A 21063-nucleotide genomic window follows, 5' to 3' on the forward strand; every position below is an offset into this window, starting at 1 on the left:
CGGCGACCGGCCCGCAGAAGGGCTCCGGGCCCGGTCGGGGCGGTGGCGGGCCCGGCGGGAACAGGGGCGGAGCCGGGCCCGTCGCGCGGCTACCGGGGTGCCGACCGGCCGGGCTCCGCGGGCCGCGGGAGGGCGTCCGCGTCGGAGGTGGCCAGCCAGCCGCCGACGCCCACGACCACCGCCACCAGGAGCACGGCCACCCCGCGCCGCACCCGGACCGAGCGGCGGCTGCCCTTGTTGCGGGCCGAGCCCGGGCGGCGCTGGCCCGGGGCGCGGGGGGCGCGGGCGGTGCCGTGGGCGCCGCCGGACAGCTCGTCGGGGCCGGGGACCCGCATGGAGGTGTGGGTGTCGCGGTTGGCGTCCGCGGGGGTGGCACCGGGGACCAGGGGGACCGCGCCTCGGCGGCGGGGCGCGGACGCGGTCGCGGCGAGGTCCGGCGTACCGGTCTCGAACCGCTCGGTGGCCGGCCCGTCGTCGCCGTCGCCCTCGCCGTCGCCGGGGCCGTCGACGTCCCGGACGTCCAGCGGGGGCAGTCCCGCGAGCCCGGGCAGGGTCTCGCGGAGCCGGACGCCCAGCTCGGAGGCGCGCAGCCGGGACGCGGGGGCCTTGGCCAGGCACTGGACGATCAGCTGCCACAGGTCGTCCGGGATGCCCGGGAGCGGGACGACGGTCTCGGTGACATGGCGGCGCAGTACGGCGCCGGGGTGACCGCCGCCGAAGGGGGTGAACCCGGCGAGCAGTTCGTAGAGGACGGTGGCGAGGGCGTAGATGTCGACGGCGGCGCGCGGCGGCAGACCCTCGACGATCTCGGGCGCCAGATAGTCCGGAGTGCCGATGATCTTCGTGGACTTGGTGCGCCGGGCGGTGTCGATCAGCTTGGCCACGCCGAAGTCGGTCAGCAGCGCCGGGTGGGAGCCCGCCGGGCCGAGGGGCCCCTGCATGTCGAGGAGGATGTTCTCGGGTTTGACGTCGCGGTGGACGATGCCGGCGCGGTGGGCGGCCGCCAGTCCGTCGGCGACGTCGGCGACGATCGCGACGGCCGCCTCGGGCGCGAGCCTGCGCTCCCGGTCCAGGCGGGTGCGCAGATCGGTGCCGCGGACGAGGTCCATGACGAGCGCGAGGTCGTTTCCGTCGACGACGAGGTCGCGGACGGAGACGATCCGGGGATGGTCCAGCCCGAGCAGGGCGGTGCGCTCCTGTACGAACCGTCCGACCAGCTCCTGGTCGGCGGCGAGGTCCTCGCGCAACAGTTTGATGGCGACGGGCCCCTCGGGGCCCTCCCCGGCCCAGACCGTGCCCGCGCTGCCCCGTCCGAGAATCTGATGGGCCGTGTACCGGCTGCCGATATTCCGTGCCAAGACTGCTCCCTCAGCGGCTGGCGTTGCGCATAACGTACGCGGCTGACGGGGGCGGATGTGCCCCGGATGGCCCCGGACAACGCCCACCCGGGGCGAATTCGACGACCAATCCAGGACATACCCGGGAAAACAACGGCCGATTTCACCCTTGAGGAAGTCGACAAAGAGACTCACCGGGCGGGCGGCCGATACGGCGGGCCGCCTGCCCGGTGCGGTGCTCCGGTGCCATGGTCACGGTGGTGGTCCGGTGCCGTGGTCCGGCGCGGTGTCGGCTATCCGCCGGTGCCGCTGCCCGTGCCCGTACCGGAGCTGCCGCCCGTACCGCCCGTGCCGGAGCCGCCGCTGTCGGAGCCGGTGAGGTCGGAGATCCAGTCCGAGACCGTCGAGATGCCGTCGCCGATCGCCTCCCAGTAGCCCTTGCCCTGGGCCACCCAGTCCTGGAGCGGGGTCAGCTCCCAGACCAGCCAGCCCGCGACGAAGAGCATCACCACGGAGAAGAGGCAGCCCTTCAGACAGCCCAGGCCGGGGATCCTCATGGGATTGGCGCTGCGCTGCCGCGGCGGTCGCGGCTCACGGGGCTGACGCGCGGGCGGCTCGGGCTGCTGGGGTTGCTGCGGCTGCTGGGGCGGGGTGTACGGCTGGACCTGCTGCGGCGGAGGCGCGTACTGCTGGCGCTGCGGCGGCTGGGGCTGGGGCTGCTGGTACGGCTGGGGAGCGTACTGCTGCTGGTGGTGGTGCTGAGGCGGGCCCTGCGGGGGTCCCTGGTGCTGGGGCGGGCCCTGGGGCGGCTGCTGCCGCTGCGGCCTGCGGCGCAGGGGGTCCTGTCCGGGGTCGAGGTACTGGACCTGCGTCTGCTCGTTGCGGTCGCGGGCGGCCCGCAGCTGGGACTGCCAGGGGTGCGGATCCTCCGGCCCGGGGCCGCCGGGCGGTCCGTCCGGGCGCTGCGGCACGGGCGGCATGACGGCCGTGGGGTCGGCGGCGCCGGTGTGCGGCAGCACGCTCGTGGCGTCGGCCGCTCCGGCCGGTCCCCCGGTATGCGGCAGCACGCTCGTCGCCGCCGCGGGGTCGTACGCGCCGGCGTTGTGCGGGAGGACCTGCGTGGGGTCGGCGGCGCCGGGGGTCTCCGGGACGGGCGCCGGGGCCGGATCGGGCGCGAGCAGCGCGCCGACGCCGAGGGCCGCGTCGATCTGGGCGGGGGACGAGTGCACCCCGATACCGGCGGCGACGACCCGCAGACCGCGGGCGAGGTTCTCCGCGCTGGGCCGCCGGCCGGGCTCCTTGCTGAGGCACCGCTCGATGACGGTCCACAGCGGCTCGGGCACGGTGCTGGGGCGCCGGGGCTCCTCGCTGAGATGGCGGTGGAGCACCTCCAGAGCCGTCCCCCCGGCGAACGGCGGACGGCCGGTGACCAGCTCGTAGAGCAGGATGCCCGCGCCGTAGATGTCGACGGCGGAGGTCTGCGGGCGGCCCTCGGCGGATTCGGGGGCCACATAGGCAGGCGTACCCACGAATTCATGGGTACGGGTGAGGCCGGGCGAGTCCGCGAGGCGGGCGATCCCGAAGTCGGTGAGCATCGGGTGCAGATGGCCGTCGGGGTCGGTGCGCAGCAGGACGTTCGCCGGCTTCAGATCGCGGTGGACCACGCCGTCGGCGTGGCTGGAGGCGAGGGCATCGGCGATCTGGGCCGTCAGCAGGGCGGCGGCGACGGGGGTGAACGGGCCGTTCTCCCGGAGCTGGCGGTGCAGATCGGGGCCGTCGATCAGGTCCATGACGAGGGCGAGGAGGTCGCCCTCGACGACGAGGTCGCGGGTCCGCACGATATTGGGGTGGGTGAGGCGGAGCAGCACGGAGCGCTCGCGCAGGAAGCGCATCACGACGTCCGCGTCGTTCGCCAGCTCCTCCTTGAGGACCTTGATGGCCACGGTCTCGCCCGGCTGGCCGGGCACGGCCGCCTCCGCCCCGGCGGTCTCCCGCTGCCGGGCGCGCCAGACGGTGCCCGTGGCTCCGCGCCCGAGCGGCTGCTCCAGGAGGTACTTGCTGCCTACAGGCCGCACGTCTTGCGCTCCCTGCTGATCGTGGTCCTTGCCCGGTCCGGCACCGGGGCCCCGGCACTCCCCGGGGTCCGGGGCGCCGGAAGGTCGGCGTTCCGACCCACTTTAGTGGGGCGGGCCGGTAGGACGTTCGGTTGTCCACAGGCGCCGCGGAGCCGGTACGAACGGTACGGGGGCGGATCCCCCGGACGCGCCGGACCCGGAACAGGCACGCGTGACCGCGTGCGGCCGCGTACCGGCAGGTACGGGCACCGCTGAACGCCGTTCGCTTACTAGACGCCACCGGGGCGTACGAGGTTGCCGCCGTCTCCTGTGAACCCGGCAGCCGTGCGCCTGCCCCCGGCTTCCCCCCGGCCGGTACGGCGGGCACGCATCGCCGCCGCACCCGGTGCGGGCGGCCGTCCCGCCGGGCGCACGTCCGCCGCGAGGACCGGGCAGGGTGACCGGTGACCCCGCAGCCGACCGGCCGGAGCCCGGTGGGGGCGGGCCCACCGCTGCCGTTCCGCGCCCGACCCTGCAGACCCGGCGCAGGGTGTACGGCTCACACCGGCCCGGCCGCCTGCCCGCGCGTCGGGGCCGCGCAGACCGGGGTGACCACCCGGCGCCCGGGCCCGAAGCCCGGCCCGGAACCGGAGCACCCCGCCCCGGCAGGAACGCCGTCCCGCCGGGCGTACAGCCTCCGCATCGGCCGGGCCGTTCGCGCCTCCTCCCGCAGAAGGCAACCGCCCGGGCGCGGCGTGACCAACCGGCGTCCCCGCGCCCGGCGCAACGGCCGGGCGGGGGCGGGCACCGCCGTGCAGCCCGCCACCGGAAGCGGAACCTCCAGCTCCTTGGGTGCGCGGGCGACGACCGGAAGGCCGTCCCGCCAGGCGTACGTGCGCCGCGAGGCCCCCACCGGGTGCGGAGGCCCCCCGCCGAGCACCTCGCGCCCCCGGCGCTCCGGCGCGCCCCGGCCCGTGCGCGCCCCGTCGCGGAAGCCTCCGGAAGGCCCGTTGAGGACGTAACCACGCATTTCTCCGGCCGGAGGGGACCAATCATGATCACTTCTTGGCGATACCCGGGCGTGTTGTCAGTGGCAGGTGCGAGGATTCCCCCAGCACGCGTACGCGGGGCGGGGAGCCCCGTGCGTGCCGACCCGGCCGGGTGGGGGTGACGAGGCGGTTCCCCCGCCGGCATCCGTGCAGAAGGGATTGCTGACGGCGATGCAGATCCGGCTGACCGTGTCCGTGCCGCGCGGCGGGCAGGCCGCGGCGGGGCACGCGGGTGGTGCGCGCACGTGCGACGTGCTGGTCACCGCCCCCGCGGGGACGGCGCTGTCCGCCGTGGCGTCGGGTCTGGCGGCGGCCGTCGCCGGCGGCTCCGAGACCTCCGGTCCCGTCGTGCTGTACGCGGGCGGGGAGCGGCTGGACGCCCAGCGCCGGATCCTCGGCGAGCCCCCTCTGGTGGACGGCGCGGTGCTCGCGCTCCAGTCGCCCGGTGACGACGGCCCCGCGGACGCCGGTGCGGAGCCGCAGCTCCATATCGTGGCAGGTCCGGACTCCGGCGGTGTCCATCTGCTGCACGGCGGCCGGATCGGCGTCGGCCGCTCGGCCGAGGCCGACGTCCCGCTGGACGATCCGGACGTCTCCCGGCTGCACTGCGCGGTGACCGTCGGGGAGGACGGCCGGGTCACGGTCGCCGACCTCGGCTCGACCAACGGCACCGCCCTCGACGGCCGGGCCGTCGGCGAGCGGCCGGTGCCCCTGCGCCCCGGGGCGCTGCTGCGGATCGGGGAGTCGACGCTCCGGCTGACCGCGCCCGGTTCGCTCCCCGTGCCGCTGCCGACCGCCCCGGACGGCGAGGGCCGCCTCCGGATCCCGGCCCGCCCCCCGGGGACGTACCCCCCTGACGAAGAGACCGACGAGACCGGCGGAACAGGCGGGACAGGCGGGACAGGCGGAGAGTCCTCGTACACCGCGCTCCCCGAGACCGCCGTGTACGACGGCGCTCCGGCGGTCCTGGAGCCGGAGCCCTCCGGTGCCGGGGCGCGCCGCAAGGGCGGTATAGGTGCCTGGGCCCGGCGGTTCAAGGCAGCACCCGAGCCCGACGGCGGGGAGCTGTCCGCCGCGCCCGGCCCGGAGGCCGCGCCGCCCGCCCGGCCCGTGCCGGAGACCTGGCCCGATCCCGCCGCCGTCCTGCTCACCGCCCTCGGGCCCGGCCCCCGGCTCTGGGAGCGCGATTCCGGGCATCCGGAGTCCCTGGTGCTGCGCCTGGGCACCGCGGACCGCGAAGGTCTGCCGTCCGTGCCGGTGACGGTCGGGCTGCGGGAGGCCGGTTCGCTGGGGATCGCCGGTCCGCGGCCCCGGCTCACCGGCGCCGCCCGCTGGGCCGTCGCCCAGCTCGCCGCCCTGCACTCCCCCGCGGGGCTGGAGATCGTGCTGATCTCCGCCGACCGCAGCCGGGCCGCGGAGGCGCGCCGCGCCGACTGGGCCTGGCTCGGCTGGCTGCCCCAGGTGCGGCCCGCACACGGCCAGGACTGCCGGCTGCTGCTGGCGTACGACCGCGACCAGGCCGCCGCCCGGACCGCCGAGCTGACCCGCCGGCTGGACGACGGGCCGCTCGGCCCCGGCTGGCCGAGCGCGGACCGTACCGCCCTCGCATCGGCCGCCGGGCAGTACGAAGGACCGCGTACGGTCGTGATCGTCGACGGCGACCCCGGGTCCGCGGCGCTGCGGGAGACCGCGGCCCGGCTGGCGGGCGCGGGCTGGTCCGCCGGGATCCATCTGATCGTGCTGGCCGAAACGCCCGCGGCCTCCCCGGCGGCCCCGGTCGCCGCGGTGTACGAGACGGCGTGCGCGGCGTCGCTGCCGTTCCGCGAGTGCGGGGCCGTCGGCATGCTCAGCGGCGATGTGGCGACCGGGCTGCGGGTGCTGCGGACGTCCGGCGGGCTGCCCGCGGGACAGGGCACGCTCGCCGTGGTGGACGCGGTGTCGGCGGCCTGGGCCGAGCGGTTCGCCAGGGCGCTCGCCCCCCTGCGTACGGAAGAAAATGACGACGGCTCCGGTGGCTCCGGCGGCCGGGCGGCGGCGCTGCCCCGCTCCTCCCGGCTGCTGGACGAGCTGGGCCTGGCCCGGGCCACACCCGCCTCGCTGATGGCCCGCTGGGCCGCGGCCGGGGAGGTGCCGGCGCCGGTCGCCGTGCTGGGCTCAGGCCCGCACGGCCCGCTGGCGGTGGATCTGGCGGCGGAGGGCCCGCATCTGCTGATCGAAGGACCTCCCGGCAGCGGCCGTACGGAGCTGCTGCGCTCGGTCGCCGCCTCGCTGGCCGCCGCCGGGCGCCCCGACCGCCTGGGGTTGCTGCTGGTCGACGGCGCGGGCGGCGGCGAGCGGGGAGCGGGCCTCGCGGCCTGCACGGATCTGCCGCATGTCACCGACCATCTGGTGGCCAGCGACCCGGTGCGGATGCGGACCTTCGCCCAGTCGCTGGGCGCGGAGCTGAAGCGGCGGGCCGAACTGCTGGAAGGCACCGACTTCGCCGGCTGGCACGCCGTGGGCCGGAGCGGCGGCGGGCAGCGGACCGCCGGGCGGGTCGTCGGCCCGCGTTCGCCGAGCGCGGGGGAGCAGGGCGGTACGGCCGCGGTCGGATCGCGTACGGCTGCCGCCCGCGCGGCCCAGACGGGCCTCCAGGGCGGCCGGGGCGATCTGGAATCCCCGCCGAGCAGTACGCTCCGGCTGCGCCCCGGCGGCCGTACGCGACCCGCTCCCACCCCCGGCCCGCTGCCCCGGCTGGTGGTGCTGGTGGACGATTTCGACGCCTTGGTCGCCCCGGCCCTCGGTAGTACGGGCCGCCCGTCGGCCGGTTCCGTGGTGCGGGCGCTGGAGGCCGTGGCCAGGGACGGCGAGCGCCTCGGGGTCCATCTCGTCGCCGCCTCCGCCCGACCGGACCGGACGGCCGATACGGCGCTGGCGCGCTCCGGCGGGCTGCGTGCCGTCCTCGACCAGCCCCCGGCGCAGGCGGGACCGGACGCTCCGCTCCCCGGGCGCGGGCGGCTCGGCCGTCCGGACGGCCGGGTCGTCGAGTTCCAGGGGGGCCGGGTCACCGGCCGGATCCCGCGGACGGCGACCCTGCGGCCGACCGTCGTCCCGCTGGAGTGGGAGCGGATGGGCGATCCGCCGACCCGCAGACCGGTCCGGGAGCTGGGGAACGGGCCGACGGATCTGGCGCTGCTGGCCAGCGCGCTGGAGCGGGCCGCGGGCTCGGTGGACGCGGCCCCGCTGCCGCCGCTGGCCCCCGTCCCCTCCTAGCCGAACACTCGGACACTCGGACACTCGGACACTCGGACACTCGGGCAGCCGGGCAGCCGGGCAGCCGGACAGCCGGACAGCCGGACAGACCGGCGTTCAAACGGCGTGCACCTCCCCGCCGTTCCCTCGCCGTTCCCCCGCAGAAAGAGCCGTATTCCTTCACCGTCCGGGAGTTTGACCGGACATCACATCACAGAGGAATCACGAAAGCGCCGTCCGTTCTGCCCAACGGATTGCGAACCCCTCGCCCCAGGCATAGACCTGACACGCACCACGTCAGCGCCGGCTGAGAGAACGGGGCAGCAATGCATACACCTCTCCGCATGAGCAAGACCGTGAAAGCGGCGGTGGCCTGCACCGTCGTCCTCGCATTCACCGTGGCGGGCTGCGGTGACGACAAGGGCGGCGACGACGGCAAGGACACCGGAAGAAGCAGCGGCACCGATTCCGCCGTCCGGCTCCCGCAGCTGAACGGCCAGACAGTGCAGGTCGCCGCGGTCTGGAGCGGCAAGGAGCAGGAGAACTTCGTCAAGGTCCTCGACGAGTTCGAGAAGCGGACCGGCGCGAAGGTCACCTTCGTGCCCGCGCAGGATCCGATCGTCAACTTCCTCGGCACCAAGATCGCCGGGGGCAGTCCGCCCGATGTGGCGCTGCTCCCCCAGCCCGGCGCCATCCGCCAGGCCGTCCAGCGTGCCTGGGCCAAACCCGTCGGCCCGGAGGCGAAGGCCGAACTGGCGAAGAACTATTCGGCGGGCTGGCAGAAGACGGGCCAGGTCGACGGCGTGCAGTACGGCGTCTACTACAAGGCCGCCAACAAGTCCCTGGTCTGGTACAACACGGCCGTCTTCGAGGCGGCGGGCGTCCAGGAGCCCACCACCTGGCAGGAGTTCCTGACCGCCGCCGAGACCGTATCGGCGTACGGCGTCACCCCGGTCTCGGTCGCGGGCGCCGACGGCTGGACCCTGACCGACTGGTTCGAGAACATCTACCTCTCCCAGGCGGGCCCCGAGAAGTACGACCAGCTCGCCGCGCACACCATCAAGTGGACCGACCCGTCCGTGACCCGTGCGCTGACCACCCTCGCCCAGTTGTTCGGCAGGCCGGAGCTGATAGCGGGCGGCGCGGACGGCGCGCTCCAGACCGAGTTCCCGGCGTCGGTCAGCCAGACGTTCACCGGCGGCGACCGGGCCAAGGCGGCGATGGTCTTCGAGGGCGACTTCGTCGGTGTCACCATCGGCGAGACCAAGGCGAAGATCGGCACGGACGCCAAGGTGTTCCCGTTCCCGGCGGTCGGGGCGAAGGCCCCGCTGGTCGGCGGCGGCGACGCGGCGGTCGCCCTGAAGGACAGCAAGGGCGCGCAGGCGCTGCTGACCTTCCTCGCCTCGCCGGACGCGGCCCGTATCCAGGCAGCGGCGGGCGGTTTCGTCTCGCCGAACAAGTCCCTCGACCCGGCCGCGTACCCGAACGACGTCCAGCGCAATATCGCGAAGGCGCTGATCGCCGCGGGCGACGGTGTCCGTTTCGATATGTCGGACCAGATGCCGCAGGCGTTCGGCGGAACACCTGGCAAGGGTCTGTGGAAACTTCTCCAGGACTTCCTGAAGAACCCGAAGGACACGGCGGGAATCCAGGCGAAACTGGAATCCGACGCCGCGAAGGCGTACGCGGGCTGACGGCGGGTGTCCTCCGCAGTGCAGGCGGGGGGCCCGGCCCGGCCGGAGCCTCCCGCGGGTCCGCGCAAGAGCGTGACCGGCACCCGGACCGTTCTGGTGGCCGGCTTTCTGCTGCCGGCACTGGTGCTGCTGGGCGCGCTCGTGGTCTACCCGATCGGGTACTCGGTCTACCGTTCCTTCTTCGACCAGGCGGGCACCGGCTTCGCCGGGCTCGACAACTACCGGGAGATCTTCACCGACGAGGCGATCTTCACGGCGGTGAAGAACAACGCGGTCTGGGTGGTCCTCGCGCCCACCGTGACCACCGCCCTCGGGCTGATCTTCGCCGTGCTCACCGAACGCGTCCGCTGGGGCACCGCGTTCAAACTGGTCGTCTTCATGCCGATGGCGATCTCGATGCTGGCCGCGGGGATCATCTTCCGGCTGGTGTACGAGCAGGATCCGGACCGCGGGCTGGCCAACGCGGTCTGGGTCGGGGTCCATGACACCTTCACCGAGTCGTCGGCCTTCCCCCGGGCCCGGCCGCTGCCGGTGCACCCGCTGGAGCCGGGCGGCGGCGGGGCGTTCGTCACCAGGGCGCCGGTGTCGGCGGGGACGCCCGTACTGCTGCCGCTGGTCGGAGTGGCGCCGGACCGGATGCCGTCGGACGCCCGGCCCGCGCGGACACCGGCGCCGGACCCGGACGGCGGGATCACCGGCACCGCGTGGCTCGACTTCACCCGGGGCGGCGGCGGAAAGCCCAATGTCACCGACCCGCAGGAGCTGGGGCTCAAGGGGATCTCCGTCGAAGCCGTCAAGGACGGGAAGGTGGTGGCGAAGGCCCGGGCCGGGGCGGACGGGGTGTTCACCCTGCCCGCCGAGGCGGACGGGGCGGTGCTGCGACTGCCCGCGGCCAACTTCCGTGAGGCGTACAACGGTGTGAGCTGGCTCGGCCCGTCGCTCGTCACCCCCGCGATCATCGGCAGCTATGTCTGGATGTGGGCCGGGTTCGCGATGGTGCTGATCGCGGCCGGACTGGCGAGCGTGCCGCGCGAACTGCTGGAACAGGCCCGGGTCGACGGGGCGGGCGAATGGCAGGTCTTCCGCCGGATCACCGTGCCGCTGCTGGCACCGGTCCTGGCGGTGGTGCTGGTCACCCTGATGATCAACGTACTGAAGATCTTCGACCTGGTGTACGTGATCGCGCCCGGATCGGCCCAGGACGACGCCAATGTGCTGGCGCTCCAGTTGTACCGCTCGTCCTTCGGGACGGCGGCCGACCTCGGCGTCGGCAGCGCCATCGCGGTACTGCTGCTGTTGCTGGTGGTGCCGGTGATGGTGGTCAATATCCGGCGGATACGGAAGGAGGACCGGCGATGACGGCGACCCGCCCGCGGGCAGCGGGGACCACCGCCGGGAAGGGCCCGGCCCGGCGGCCGCTCGCGGCCCGGATCGCGGCCCGGGCGGGCTCCGGCGGGGTCCGGGTCCTGCTGATCCTGACCGCCCTGTTCTGGCTGCTGCCGACCGTCGGCCTGCTGATCTCGTCGCTGCGCAGCCCCGCCGATATCGCGGCCGACGGCTGGTGGTCGGTGTTCACCGCGCCCGCGCAGCTCACCACGGAGAACTACGCGCAGCTGCTGAAGAACGAGGCGGTCACCGACTCCCTGGTCAGCAGTCTCATGATCACCGTTCCGTCGACGGTGCTCGTGGTGGCCGTCGGGGCGCTGGCGGGCTATGCCTTCGCCTGGATGGACTTCCCCGGCCGCGACTGGTGCTTCCTGCTGGTCGTGGCGCTGCTGGTGGTCCCGGTGCAGGTGGCGCTAGTCCCGGTCGCCGAGCTGTTCGGGGTGATCGGGATCTTCGAGACCACGCTCGGGGTGATCCTCTTCCATGTGGCCTTCGGGCTGCCGTTCGCGATCTTCCTGCTGCGGAACTTCTTCGCGGAGATCCCGCGCGAGCTGCTGGAGGCGGCCCGGCTGGACGGCGCGGGCGAGCTGCGGCTCTTCGCCCGGGTGGTACTGCCGCTCGGTGGTCCGGCCATTGCGTCGCTGGGGATCTTCCAGTTCCTGTGGGTGTGGAACGACATGCTGATCGCGCTGATCTTCGCGGACACCGACAGCGCGCCGGTCACGGTGGTCCTGCAGCGGCAGGTCCGCCAGTTCGGCAACAACATCGACGTCCTCGCCTCGGGGGCGTTCCTGTCGATGGTCGTCCCGCTGGTGGTGTTCTTCGCCTTCCAGCGGCAGTTCGTCTCGGGGGTGATGGCCGGGGCGGTCAAATAGCCCGAGGCCGGTCCGCCGGGGGCGGCGGTACGGGGAGGGGGGCCGGGGCCCGTGCGGGTGCCGGCCCCCTCCTCGTACCCGCATAAAAGCCTCGCACCCGTACAGAACCTCGGCAGCCCGGCCCGGGTCGGCCCCCGGGGGTCACACCCGCAGCGCCGCCACCGCCCCGCGCGCCAGGACGTCCAGATAGCCCTTCGGGAGCTTCTCCCGCACCACCACCAGACGCCAGTACAGCGGTCCGACCGTGACATCGAGCAGACGGTACGCGTCGGTGCCCGGCGGCAGCTCGCCGCGGGCGACGGCGTCCCGCACGATCATCGCGGCCATCCCCCGCTGGCTGTCCACCAGCGCGGCCTTGATCGCATCGGCGATCTCCGGACTGCGGGCGGATTCGACGATCAGATCCGGGATGATCTGCGAGGCCACGGGGTGGCGCAGGGCGTGCGACGCGACCTCCAGCAGCGCCCGTACGTCCCCGTACAGCGACCCGGTGGACGGCGCGGGCAGACCCTGGACGGCGAAGGCCGACAGCAGATCCACGACCAGGGACAGCTTGGACTTCCAGCGGCGGTAGACCGCCGTCTTCCCGACGCCCGCGCGGCGCGCGATGCCTTCGATCGACATCCGGGCGAAGCCGACCGTGGCCAGCTCCTCGAAGACGGCGGCGCGGATCGCCTCCGTCACTTCCTCGCGGAGCACTGCGGCACCCGCGGGCGCGCGTCGTGGAGGTCGCGGGTCCGGGTCGGTGGTCATGGCGAGGAGCATACCCGTGACGACGAAACGGTTGCGTTGCGACGCACGTACGCCCTAGTCTCGCCGTAGCGACGAAACGGACCCGTCCCGTCGTCATGGATTCGGTTCACCTGTCGGCCCCCCACCGGCGGGCGGACGGGTGAACAGACGAACGGCGGAGCGGCCACCCGGACCGCGCCCGCCGGGGCCGGGACCGGCGCGTACCCGCCCGTACGGCCGGTACGCCCCCGGGTTCCGCGCCCTCCGGCCAGTCCCCCCTTGCCCGCCCTCGGCGAAAGCGACCAGAGTGAGCAGCCAGACGATCTCCCCACCGATGCCGACGGGCATCGGCGGCCCCTCGGGAGCCCGCGCCGAAACCCCACGTGAGCTGGCCCTGCGCCATGGGCTCACGGTCAGCGGGGAACGCCCGACGCTGCCCGGTTACGTACGGCAGCTCTGGGCCCGGCGCCACTTCATCACCGCGTTCGCCACCGCCAAGACCCACGCCCAGTACAGCCAGGCCAAGCTCGGCCAGCTGTGGCAGCTGGTGACCCCGCTGCTGAACGCGGCGGTCTACTACTTCATCTTCGGCATCCTGCTCGGGACCAGCAAGGACGTCCCGGACTTCGTGCCGTTCCTGGTCACCGGGGTGTTCATCTGGACCTTCACCTCGAATTCGGTCATGGCGGGGACCCGGGCGGTCACCGGGAACATCGGGCTGGTCCGCGCGCTCCACTTCCCCCGGGCGTCCCTGCCGATCGCCCTGGCGATGCAGCAGTTCCAGCAGCTGCTGTTCTCCATGGGCGTCCTGACCGTCATCCTGGTGGGCTTCGGACAGCTCCCGCAGGCGTCCTGGCTGCTGGTCCTGCCCGCGCTCGCGCTCCAGACCGTGTTCAACACCGGAGTCGCGATGATGGTGGCCCGGATCTCGGCGCACACGCCCGATGTGGCCCAGCTCATGCCCTTCGTCCTGCGTACCTGGATGTACTCGTCGGGTGTGATGTGGAGCATCTCCACCGTCCTGAGGGGCCATGACCTGCCGGAGTGGGTCATGCTTGGCCTGCAGTACAACCCGGCGGCGGTCTACATCGACCTGGTGCGCTTCGCACTGATCGACAGCTACACCTCGGCCCAGCTTCCGCCGCACGTCTGGGCGGTCGCCCTCGGCTGGGCCGCGCTCTTCGGGGTGGGCGGATTCATGTACTTCTGGAAGGCGGAGGAGCGGTACGGCCGTGGCTGAGAACCTGATGACGACAGCGGACCGAGTGCAGACCCCGGCCGGTTCGGTCCCGGAGCGGGTCCCGACGGTCGTCGTGGACGGGGTCCACATCAAGTACCGGGTGAACGGCGGCCGCGGCGGCAAGGGCAGCGCCACCGCCGCACTGAGCCGGCTGATCTCCCGCAAGGAGCGCAAGGCCCGCAAATCGGGCAAGCCCGCGCCGGGCGTACGCGAGGTGCACGCGGTCAAGGGCGTGACCTTCACCGCGTACAAGGGCGAGGCCATCGGGCTGATCGGCTCCAACGGCTCCGGCAAGTCCACCCTCCTCAAGGCGATCGCCGGACTGCTGCCCACCGCCGAAGGCCGTGTCTACACCCAGGGCCAGCCGTCCCTCCTCGGAGTGAACGCGGCCCTGATGAGCGACCTCACCGGCGAGCGGAACGTCATCCTCGGCGGCCTCGCCATGGGCATGACCCGGGATGAGATCCAGCGGGCCTACCAGGGCATCGTCGACTTCTCCGGAATCAACGACAAGGGCGACTTCATCTCGCTGCCGATGCGGACGTACTCCTCCGGCATGGGCGCCCGGCTGCGGTTCGCGATCGCGGCGGCCAAGAGCCACGACGTCCTGCTGATCGACGAGGCACTGGCGACCGGTGACGCGAAGTTCCGCCGCCGCAGCCAGGCCCGGATCACCGAACTGCGCAAGGAGGCCGGCACGGTCTTCCTGGTCAGCCACAGCAACACCACGATCACGGAGACCTGCGAGCGGGCCCTGTGGCTGGAGGCGGGAGTCCTGCGGATGGACGGCCCGGCCAAGGAGGTCGTCGCCGCGTACGAGGCCTTCACCAGCGGCAAGAAGTAACCGGACCCTTTTTCGGGGCTCGGTTCGCCTCCGGGGCGCTTAAGCCGCGGTCTTCAGTCGATCGTGCTCGGCCGCTCGTTCCTCACGGCCTGCGCGCGTTCTCCTTCCAGACCTCGGCGCGCCCCTTCAGCTCACTCGCCTGCCCTCGGGGGCCGGCTTCCGCCACCCGGCGCCGGGGGTGGCGGAAGCCGCCAACCGCTACAAAGCGGACTAATGTACCGGGCGATGACTCCGCAACGGATCACCCCCCTGCCCTCGGGCCACCGGCTCTCCCCGCGCCCCGCCCTGCGCGCCGCGGACGACCACGACACCGCCCGGCCCCGGGACACCGTCGCCCTGGCCGCCGTCTGGGCGGTCACCCGCGCCGGAATGCTCGCCCTGCTGGTCGTCGACCGGCTCGGTGACAGCGGGGTCGCGGGCGAGGTCCACACCCTCTACCGGGGCTGGTTCGAGCAGCTCGTCCACGGCTCGTTCCCGGTGGACGACGTCACCTGGCAGTACCCGCCGGGCGCCGCGCTCGTGCTGCTCTCCCCCGCCGCCCTGCCCTGGCTGACGTACTTCCAGGCCTTCGTCGTGATCGTGCTGGTCGCCGACGCCACGATCACGCGTGCCCTGGCGCGGGCCGGGCTGCCCGGCGCATGGCTCTGGGTCTGCGCCCTGCCGCTGCTGCTGAACCTGCCGCTGGCCAGGTACGACGTCCCCGTCACCGCCGTCGCCGTGCTCGGGCTGCTCGCCCTGGCCCGCCGGCCCGGGGCGGGCGGCGCGCTCGCCGGGCTCGGCGCCATGATCAAGGTGTGGCCGGTGCTGACGCTGCTGGGGACGCCCCGGGGGCACCGCACCCGGGCCGCCTGGGGCTCGGCCGCCGCCACGGCCGTCGCGCTCCTCGCCGTACTCGTCCTCTGCTTCGGCCACACCCTCGGCTTTCTGCGGCAGCAGAGCGCGCGGGGCGTCCAGATCGAATCGCTGGGCGGCACCGCGCTCCAGCTCGCCCGGGCGGTGGGCTGGAGCGGCGAGGTCCGCTATCAGTACGGCGCCTTCGAGTTCGCCGGGCCGTACGTCTCCTCCGTCGCCCGGCTCTCCCTCGCGCTGACGGCCGCGGCCTTCTGCTGGCTGCTGCTGTGGCGGATCAGGGCCCGGCGGTGGAGCCCGGCGACACCGTACGACGCCGCGTTCACCGCCGTCCTCCTGTTCACCGTCACCAGCAGGGTGATCAGCCCGCAGTATCTGATCTGGCTGCTGGGGCTGGCCGCGGTCTGCCTCACGGCCCGGACCACCGTCCAGCGCCCGGCCGCTCTGCTGATGGTCCCGGCGGCGGCGGTCAGCGCCCTGGCGTACCCGTTGCACTACGAGGACGTCATCGACGGGACCCCGCTGGGGTGTGCGCTGATGCTGGTCCGGAACGGGCTGCTGCTGGCGGCCGCCTTCCTGGCCTGCCGCCGGCTCTGGCGCGCCACCGTCTGAAACCCCGCGGTACGGCCGGTACGGCGAGGGGGTACGGCGAGGGGCCCGCCCCCGGACAAGCCGGGAACAGGCCCCTCGTACCACACACACCCGCTAGCTGTGCGTCCGCAGCAGCTGCCGCATCGTCCGCATCGCCACCGACAGATTCGCCAGGTCGAAGGTGTCGGAACCCTGGATCTCGTCGAGGGTGGCCCGCGCCCGGCCCAGGATCGACGCGTTCTTGGCCTCCCAGTCCTTGAACCGCTCCTCGGGCGTCGAGGTGCCGTTGCCGACGGAGAGGACGTCGCCGGTGAGCATGGCGTGCGCCGCGTACAGGTCCTCGCGGATCGACGCCCGCGCCATCGACTGCCAGCGGTCGGCCCGCGGCAGTTCGATGATCCGGTCCATCAGCTGGGTGATCCGCAGCCGGTCCGCGAGGTCGTAGTAGACCTCGGCGACCTCCAGCGGCTCCTTGCCGGTACGGTCCGCGATGGCGACGATGTCCAGCGTCGGGAACGCCGAGGAGAACCCGGCCACCCACATCGCCAGCTCCTCCGGCACGCCCTCCGCGGTCAGCTCGTCCAGAATGCCCTGGTACCACTCCAGATCGGCACCGCGCAGCAGCTTCGGCAGCTCACCGCGGACCAGCGCGATCCGCTCCGCGAAGAACTCCACGGTCTCGGCGAGCTGGAGCGGCTGCGGCCGGTTGCCCAGCAGCCAGCGCGTACCGCGTTCGACCAGACGCCGCGAGTGGAGCCGGATCCGGGTCTGGACCCCGGCCGACACCTCGTTGTCCAGCGCCTCGACGGCGTCCCAGACGGTGGCGAGGCCGAAGATCTCGCGGGCCGCGGCCTGGGCCCGTACCACCTCTTCGGTCGAGGCCCCGGTCTCCTCCCGCAGCCGGTGCAGGAAGGTCGAGCCGCCGGTGTTGACGGTGTCGTTGACCAGGACGGTCGTGATGATCTCCCGGCGCAGCGCATGCCCGTCCACGGCCTCGGGGAACTTCTTCCGCAGCGGCTTGGGGAAGTAGGCGTGCAGCAGCCGGGCGAGGTACGGATCGTCCGGCAGTCCGGTGCCGATCAGCTCCTCCGCCACCGTGATCTTGGTGTACGCGAGGAGGACGGCCAGCTCGGGCTGGCTGAGCCCGCGGCCGGTGTTCAGCAGCTCCCGGATCTGCCGGTCGTTGGGGAGGAACTCCAGCGACCGGTCCAGCGCCCCGTCCCGGCCGAGGCGGCGCATCAGCCGCTGGTGGGCCTGGAGCAGGGACGGAGCCTGGGCGGCCGCGTTGGCCAGGGCGACGTTCTGGGCGTAGTTGTTCCGCAGGACGAGCGCGCCGACCTCATCGGTCATCCTCGCCAGCAGGGCGTTGCGCTGCTTGACGGTCATATCGCCGTCCGCGACCAGCCCGTTGAGCAGGATCTTGATGTTGACCTCGTGGTCGGAGGTGTCGACGCCCGCGCTGTTGTCGATGGCGTCGGTGTTGACCCGGCCGCCGGTGCCCTCGGGGCCGCCGGAGCGGGCGAACTCGATCCGGCCGAGCTGGGTGAGGCCGAGGTTGCCGCCCTCGCCGACGACCTTGACGCGGAGTGCGTCGCCGTTGACCCGGATGGCGTCGTTGGCCTTGTCTCCGACATCGGCGTCGGACTCGGCGGACGCCTTGACATAGGTGCCGATGCCGCCGTTCCACAGCAGGTCGACGGGGGCCTGGAGGACCGCCTTCATCAGCTCGGCGGGCGTCATCTTGGTGATCCCCGCCTCGATGCCGAGGGCGTCCCGCATCTGCGCGTTGACCGGGATCGACTTCGCGGTACGGGGGTGGACGCCGCCGCCCGGGGAGAGCAGCTTGCTGTCGTAGTCGGCCCAGCTCGACCGCGGCAGCTCGAACATCCGGCGGCGCTCGGCGTAGGAGACGGCGGCGTCCGGGTCGGGGTCGATGAAGATATGCCGGTGGTCGAAGGCGGCGATCAGCCGGATGTGCTCGCTGAGCAGCATGCCGTTGCCGAAGACGTCGCCGGACATGTCTCCGACGCCGACGACGGTGAAGTCCTCGGTCTGGGTGTCGTGGCCCAGTTCGCGGAAGTGCCGCTTGACGGACTCCCAGGCGCCGCGGGCGGTGATGCCCATGCCCTTGTGGTCGTAGCCCGCGGAGCCGCCGGAGGCGAAGGCGTCGCCCAGCCAGAAGTCGTAGGCGACGGCGACCTCGTTGGCGATGTCGGAGAAGGACGCGGTGCCCTTGTCGGCGGCGACCACGAGATAGGTGTCGTCCTCGTCGTGGCGGACGACGTCGGCGGGCGGTACGACCTCACCGGCGACCAGGTTGTCGGTGATGTCGAGGAGCGCGGAGATGAACGTCCGGTACGAGGCGATGCCCTCGGCCAGCCAGGCGTCGCGGTCGACGGCCGGGTCGGGGAGCTGCTTGGCGACGAAGCCGCCCTTGGCGCCGACCGGAACGATGACGGTGTTCTTCACCATCTGCGCCTTCACCAGGCCGAGGATCTCCGTACGGAAGTCCTCGCGCCGGTCGGACCAGCGCAGCCCGCCGCGGGCGACCTTGCCGAACCGCAGGTGGACGCCTTCGACACGGGGCGAGTAGACCCAGATCTCGAAGGCGGGGCGGGGCGCGGGCAGATCGGGGACGGCCTGGGGGTCGAACTTCATCGACACATAGCCGTGGTGGCCGCCGTCGCCGGTGTGCTGGAAGAAGTTCGTCCGCAGGGTGGCCTTGATGATGGTGAGGAAGGAGCGGAGGATGCGGTCCTCGTCGAGGCTGGCGACCTGGTCGAGGGCGCCGTCGAGCTCCTCCAGGAGGCCGTCGGTCAGCTCGGTGCCGGCGCTCTGGCGGCCGGGCGACATGCGGGCCTCGAAGAGGGACACCAGCAGCCGGGTGGTGTGGACATTGGTACGGAGGGTGTTCTCCATGTACTCCTGGGAGAACGTCGCCCCGGCCTGCCGCAGGTACTTGGCGTAGGCGCGCAGCACCATCGCCTGCCGCCAGGTCAGCCCGGCGCGCAGGACGAGGGCGTTGAAGCCGTCGTTCTCGGCGTCGCCGGTCCAGACGGCGGCGAAGGCGTCCTGGAACCGCTCGCGGGCGTCGTCCGCGAGGTAGTCGCCGTTGCCGTTGCCGTTCCCGCCGCTGCCCAGAATCGGCATCCGCAGACCGAAGTCGTAGATCCACGCGTTCCCGCGGTCGGTGCTGCGCAGCTCGTACGGGCGCTCGTCGACGACCTCGCAGCCCAGCTGCTGGAGCACGGGCAGGACGGCGGAGAGGGAGACCTGTTCACCGGCGCGGTAGATCTTGAAGCGGCGCTCGCCGGGGCTGGCGCCGACGGGCTCGTAGAGGGAGAGGGAGAAGTCGCGGCCGGAGCGGGTCAGATCGTCGAGGTGGACCAGGTCGGCAACGGCGGCGCGCGGCGAGTGGTCGGCCTTGTAGCCCTCGGGGAAGGCGGAGCCGTAGCTGCGGAGGAGTTCGGCGGCGCGCTCCTCCCCGAGTTCGGCGTTGAGGGCGTCCGCGAAGCCGTCGGCCCAGGAGCGGGCGGCCTCCACCAGCCGGGCTTCGATCCGCTCGGTGTCCGCGTCGGTGAGGTGCGGCAGTTCGGTGCCCGGGGGGACCCGGACGACGAAGTGGATCCGGGAGAGGATCGACTCGGTGTTCCAGGCGGTGAAGTCGACGCTGGTGCCGCCCAGCTCCTCCTTGAGGATGTCGATCAGCCGCAGCCGGACGCCGGTGGTGTAGCGGTCGCGGGGCAGGTAGACGAGGGCGGAGTAGTAGCGTCCGTACTCGTCCTGGCGCAGGTAGAGCCGGAGGCGGCGGCGCTCCTGGAGGTAGAGGACGCTGGTGACGATGGAGCGGAGCTGGTCGACGGGGGTCTGGAACAGCTCGTCGCGGGGGTACGTCTCCAGGATCTGGAGCAGGTCGCGGCCGTCGTGGCTGTTGGGCGAGAACCCGGCGCCGTCGAGGACCTCAGCGACCTTGCGGCGGATCACCGGCACCCGGCGGACCGATTCGGTGTAGGCGGCCGAGGAGAACAGCCCGAGGAAACGGCGCTCTCCGATCACATTGCCGTCGACGTCGAACTTCTTCACCCCGACGTAGTCGAGGTAGCTCGGCCGGTGGACGGTGGAGCGGCTGTTGGCCTTGGTGAGGACGAGGAGCTTGTGCTCCCGGGCCTTGGCGCGGGCGTCGGCGGGCAGCCGGCTGAAGGAGGGGCTGACGGGGTGGGCCTCGTCCTCGCTGTGGTGCGGGTCGGAGCGGAGGATGCCGAGGCCGGTACCGGCAACGGCGGCCAGGGAGTCGCCCTCGGTCAGCTCGTACTCCCGGAAGCCGAGGAAGGTGAAGTGGTCGGCGGCCAGCCAGCGCAGCAGCTCACGGGCCTCGTCGACCTCCTGGCCCGCGATATCGCCCGCGACCGGCTCGGCGGTCAGGTCGTCGGCGATCCGGAGCGCGGCATCGCGCATCTTCTCCCAGTCCTCGACGGCCTCGCGGACATCGGACAGGACGCGCAGCAGGTCGACCGTGATCTGCTTGAGGTCGGCACGGTCGGTCTCGCGGTCGATCTCGACGTGGATCCACGATTCGACGAGCGTGTCGTGCGGGAGGGTCTTGCCGTCCTTGCCGGAGCGGGCCTCGGTGGAGAGCACCTCCAGCAGCTTGCCGGTGACGTCGCGGCGGACAGTGACCTGCGGATGGATCACGACATGGATGCCGCGGCCCTGGCGGGACAGCTCGTTGGTGACGGAGTCCACGAGGAAGGGCATGTCGTCGGTGACGACCTCGACGACGGAGTGGCTGCACGTCCAGCCGTTCTCCTCGACCGTCGGGGTGTGCACCCGGATGCCGGCGGTGCCCTGGGGACGGTTCTCGGCCAGCCGGTAGTGGGAGAGCGCGGCCCCGAAAACGTCGACCGGGTCACGGTCGGTGAGGTCCTCGGGCGCGGTGTGCAGGTAGTAGCGCTGGAGGTACGCGAGAAGGGTGTCCTGGTCCGGACGCCCACCCTGCTCCGGCCCGGCCGGGTGATGACCGCCGCCCGGACCGTTCTCGGCTACCCGGGCCGCCCGTGCGAGCAGCTCGGCCTTGGCTTCGTCCAGCTTGGTCTGCATGTCCTCTGGCTCCTGTCGCGCGCCGTTGCGTGACGTAGGGGAAAGAAGCGACGCAACGCCACGGCCCGGGGTGTCCGGTCGGGG

At 73.0% G+C, this 21063-nt stretch carries 11 protein-coding genes; 7 read left to right on the plus strand and 4 right to left on the minus strand.

Annotation, left to right across the window (positions count from 1 at the left end):
* Nucleotides 1–89 precede the first annotated feature (89 nt).
* Both B7R87_RS10735 and B7R87_RS10740 read right to left on the minus strand, forming a co-directional pair.
* Nucleotides 90–1358 carry a serine/threonine-protein kinase gene (locus tag B7R87_RS10735; RefSeq protein WP_130584647.1) on the minus strand — a complete coding sequence of 423 codons (1269 nt, stop codon included), beginning with the start codon at nucleotides 1356–1358 and terminating at the stop codon, nucleotides 90–92.
* Between the two features lie 272 nt (nucleotides 1359–1630).
* Complete coding sequence (locus tag B7R87_RS10740; RefSeq protein WP_130584648.1) at nucleotides 1631–3412, minus strand: serine/threonine-protein kinase; 1782 nt, start codon at nucleotides 3410–3412, stop codon at nucleotides 1631–1633.
* A gap of 1199 nt (nucleotides 3413–4611) precedes the next feature.
* On the opposite strand from B7R87_RS10740, the gene B7R87_RS10745 reads away from it, so the two are divergent.
* The 4 genes from B7R87_RS10745 to B7R87_RS10760 all read left to right on the plus strand — a co-directional run bounded on the left by B7R87_RS10745 (nucleotide 4612) and on the right by B7R87_RS10760 (nucleotide 11626).
* Entirely contained in the window at nucleotides 4612–7692 is a 3081-nt protein-coding gene (locus tag B7R87_RS10745; protein WP_130584672.1) for an FHA domain-containing protein, read from the plus strand.
* A 323-nt stretch (nucleotides 7693–8015) separates the two neighbouring features.
* Nucleotides 8016–9365 carry an ABC transporter substrate-binding protein gene (locus tag B7R87_RS10750; RefSeq protein ID WP_006349013.1) on the plus strand — a complete coding sequence of 450 codons (1350 nt, stop codon included), beginning with the start codon at nucleotides 8016–8018 and terminating at the stop codon, nucleotides 9363–9365.
* Nucleotides 9366–9437: 72 nt separating this feature from the next.
* Nucleotides 9438–10724 carry a carbohydrate ABC transporter permease gene (locus B7R87_RS10755; RefSeq protein ID WP_006349012.1) on the plus strand — a complete coding sequence of 429 codons (1287 nt, stop codon included), beginning with the start codon at nucleotides 9438–9440 and terminating at the stop codon, nucleotides 10722–10724.
* Entirely contained in the window at nucleotides 10721–11626 is a 906-nt protein-coding gene (locus B7R87_RS10760) for a carbohydrate ABC transporter permease (protein WP_006349011.1), read from the plus strand. Before B7R87_RS10755 ends, B7R87_RS10760 begins: the two co-directional genes overlap by 4 nt.
* Before the next feature lie 141 nt (nucleotides 11627–11767).
* Here the strand turns inward: B7R87_RS10760 and B7R87_RS10765 are convergent, their stop codons facing one another.
* Nucleotides 11768–12391 (minus strand): TetR/AcrR family transcriptional regulator, encoded by a 624-nt coding sequence (locus B7R87_RS10765; protein ID WP_078902337.1) that lies wholly within the window; start codon nucleotides 12389–12391, stop codon nucleotides 11768–11770.
* Between the two features lie 301 nt (nucleotides 12392–12692).
* Here B7R87_RS10765 and B7R87_RS10770 point away from each other — a divergent pair, with 301 nt between their 5' ends.
* The 3 genes from B7R87_RS10770 (at nucleotide 12693) to B7R87_RS10780 (ending at nucleotide 15903) form a co-directional block, all read left to right on the plus strand.
* A complete protein-coding gene (locus tag B7R87_RS10770) occupies nucleotides 12693–13598 on the plus strand; it encodes an ABC transporter permease (RefSeq protein WP_006349009.1) in 906 nt (301 codons plus the stop codon).
* Nucleotides 13599–13605: 7 nt separating this feature from the next.
* Nucleotides 13606–14442, plus strand: a complete 837-nt coding sequence (locus tag B7R87_RS10775) for an ABC transporter ATP-binding protein (RefSeq protein WP_045853063.1) — start codon at nucleotides 13606–13608, stop codon at nucleotides 14440–14442.
* Between the two features lie 225 nt (nucleotides 14443–14667).
* On the plus strand, nucleotides 14668–15903 hold the full coding sequence (locus B7R87_RS10780; RefSeq protein WP_100249199.1) for a glycosyltransferase 87 family protein: 1236 nt from the start codon (nucleotides 14668–14670) through the stop codon (nucleotides 15901–15903).
* Between the two features lie 93 nt (nucleotides 15904–15996).
* Here the strand turns inward: B7R87_RS10780 and B7R87_RS10785 are convergent, their stop codons facing one another.
* Nucleotides 15997–20979 (minus strand): NAD-glutamate dehydrogenase, encoded by a 4983-nt coding sequence (locus B7R87_RS10785; RefSeq protein ID WP_006349006.1) that lies wholly within the window; start codon nucleotides 20977–20979, stop codon nucleotides 15997–15999.
* Nucleotides 20980–21063 lie beyond the last annotated feature (84 nt).

Origin of the sequence: Streptomyces tsukubensis, from assembly GCF_003932715.1 — a bacterium.
Classification (GTDB): Bacteria; Actinomycetota; Actinomycetes; order Streptomycetales; family Streptomycetaceae; genus Streptomyces; species Streptomyces tsukubensis.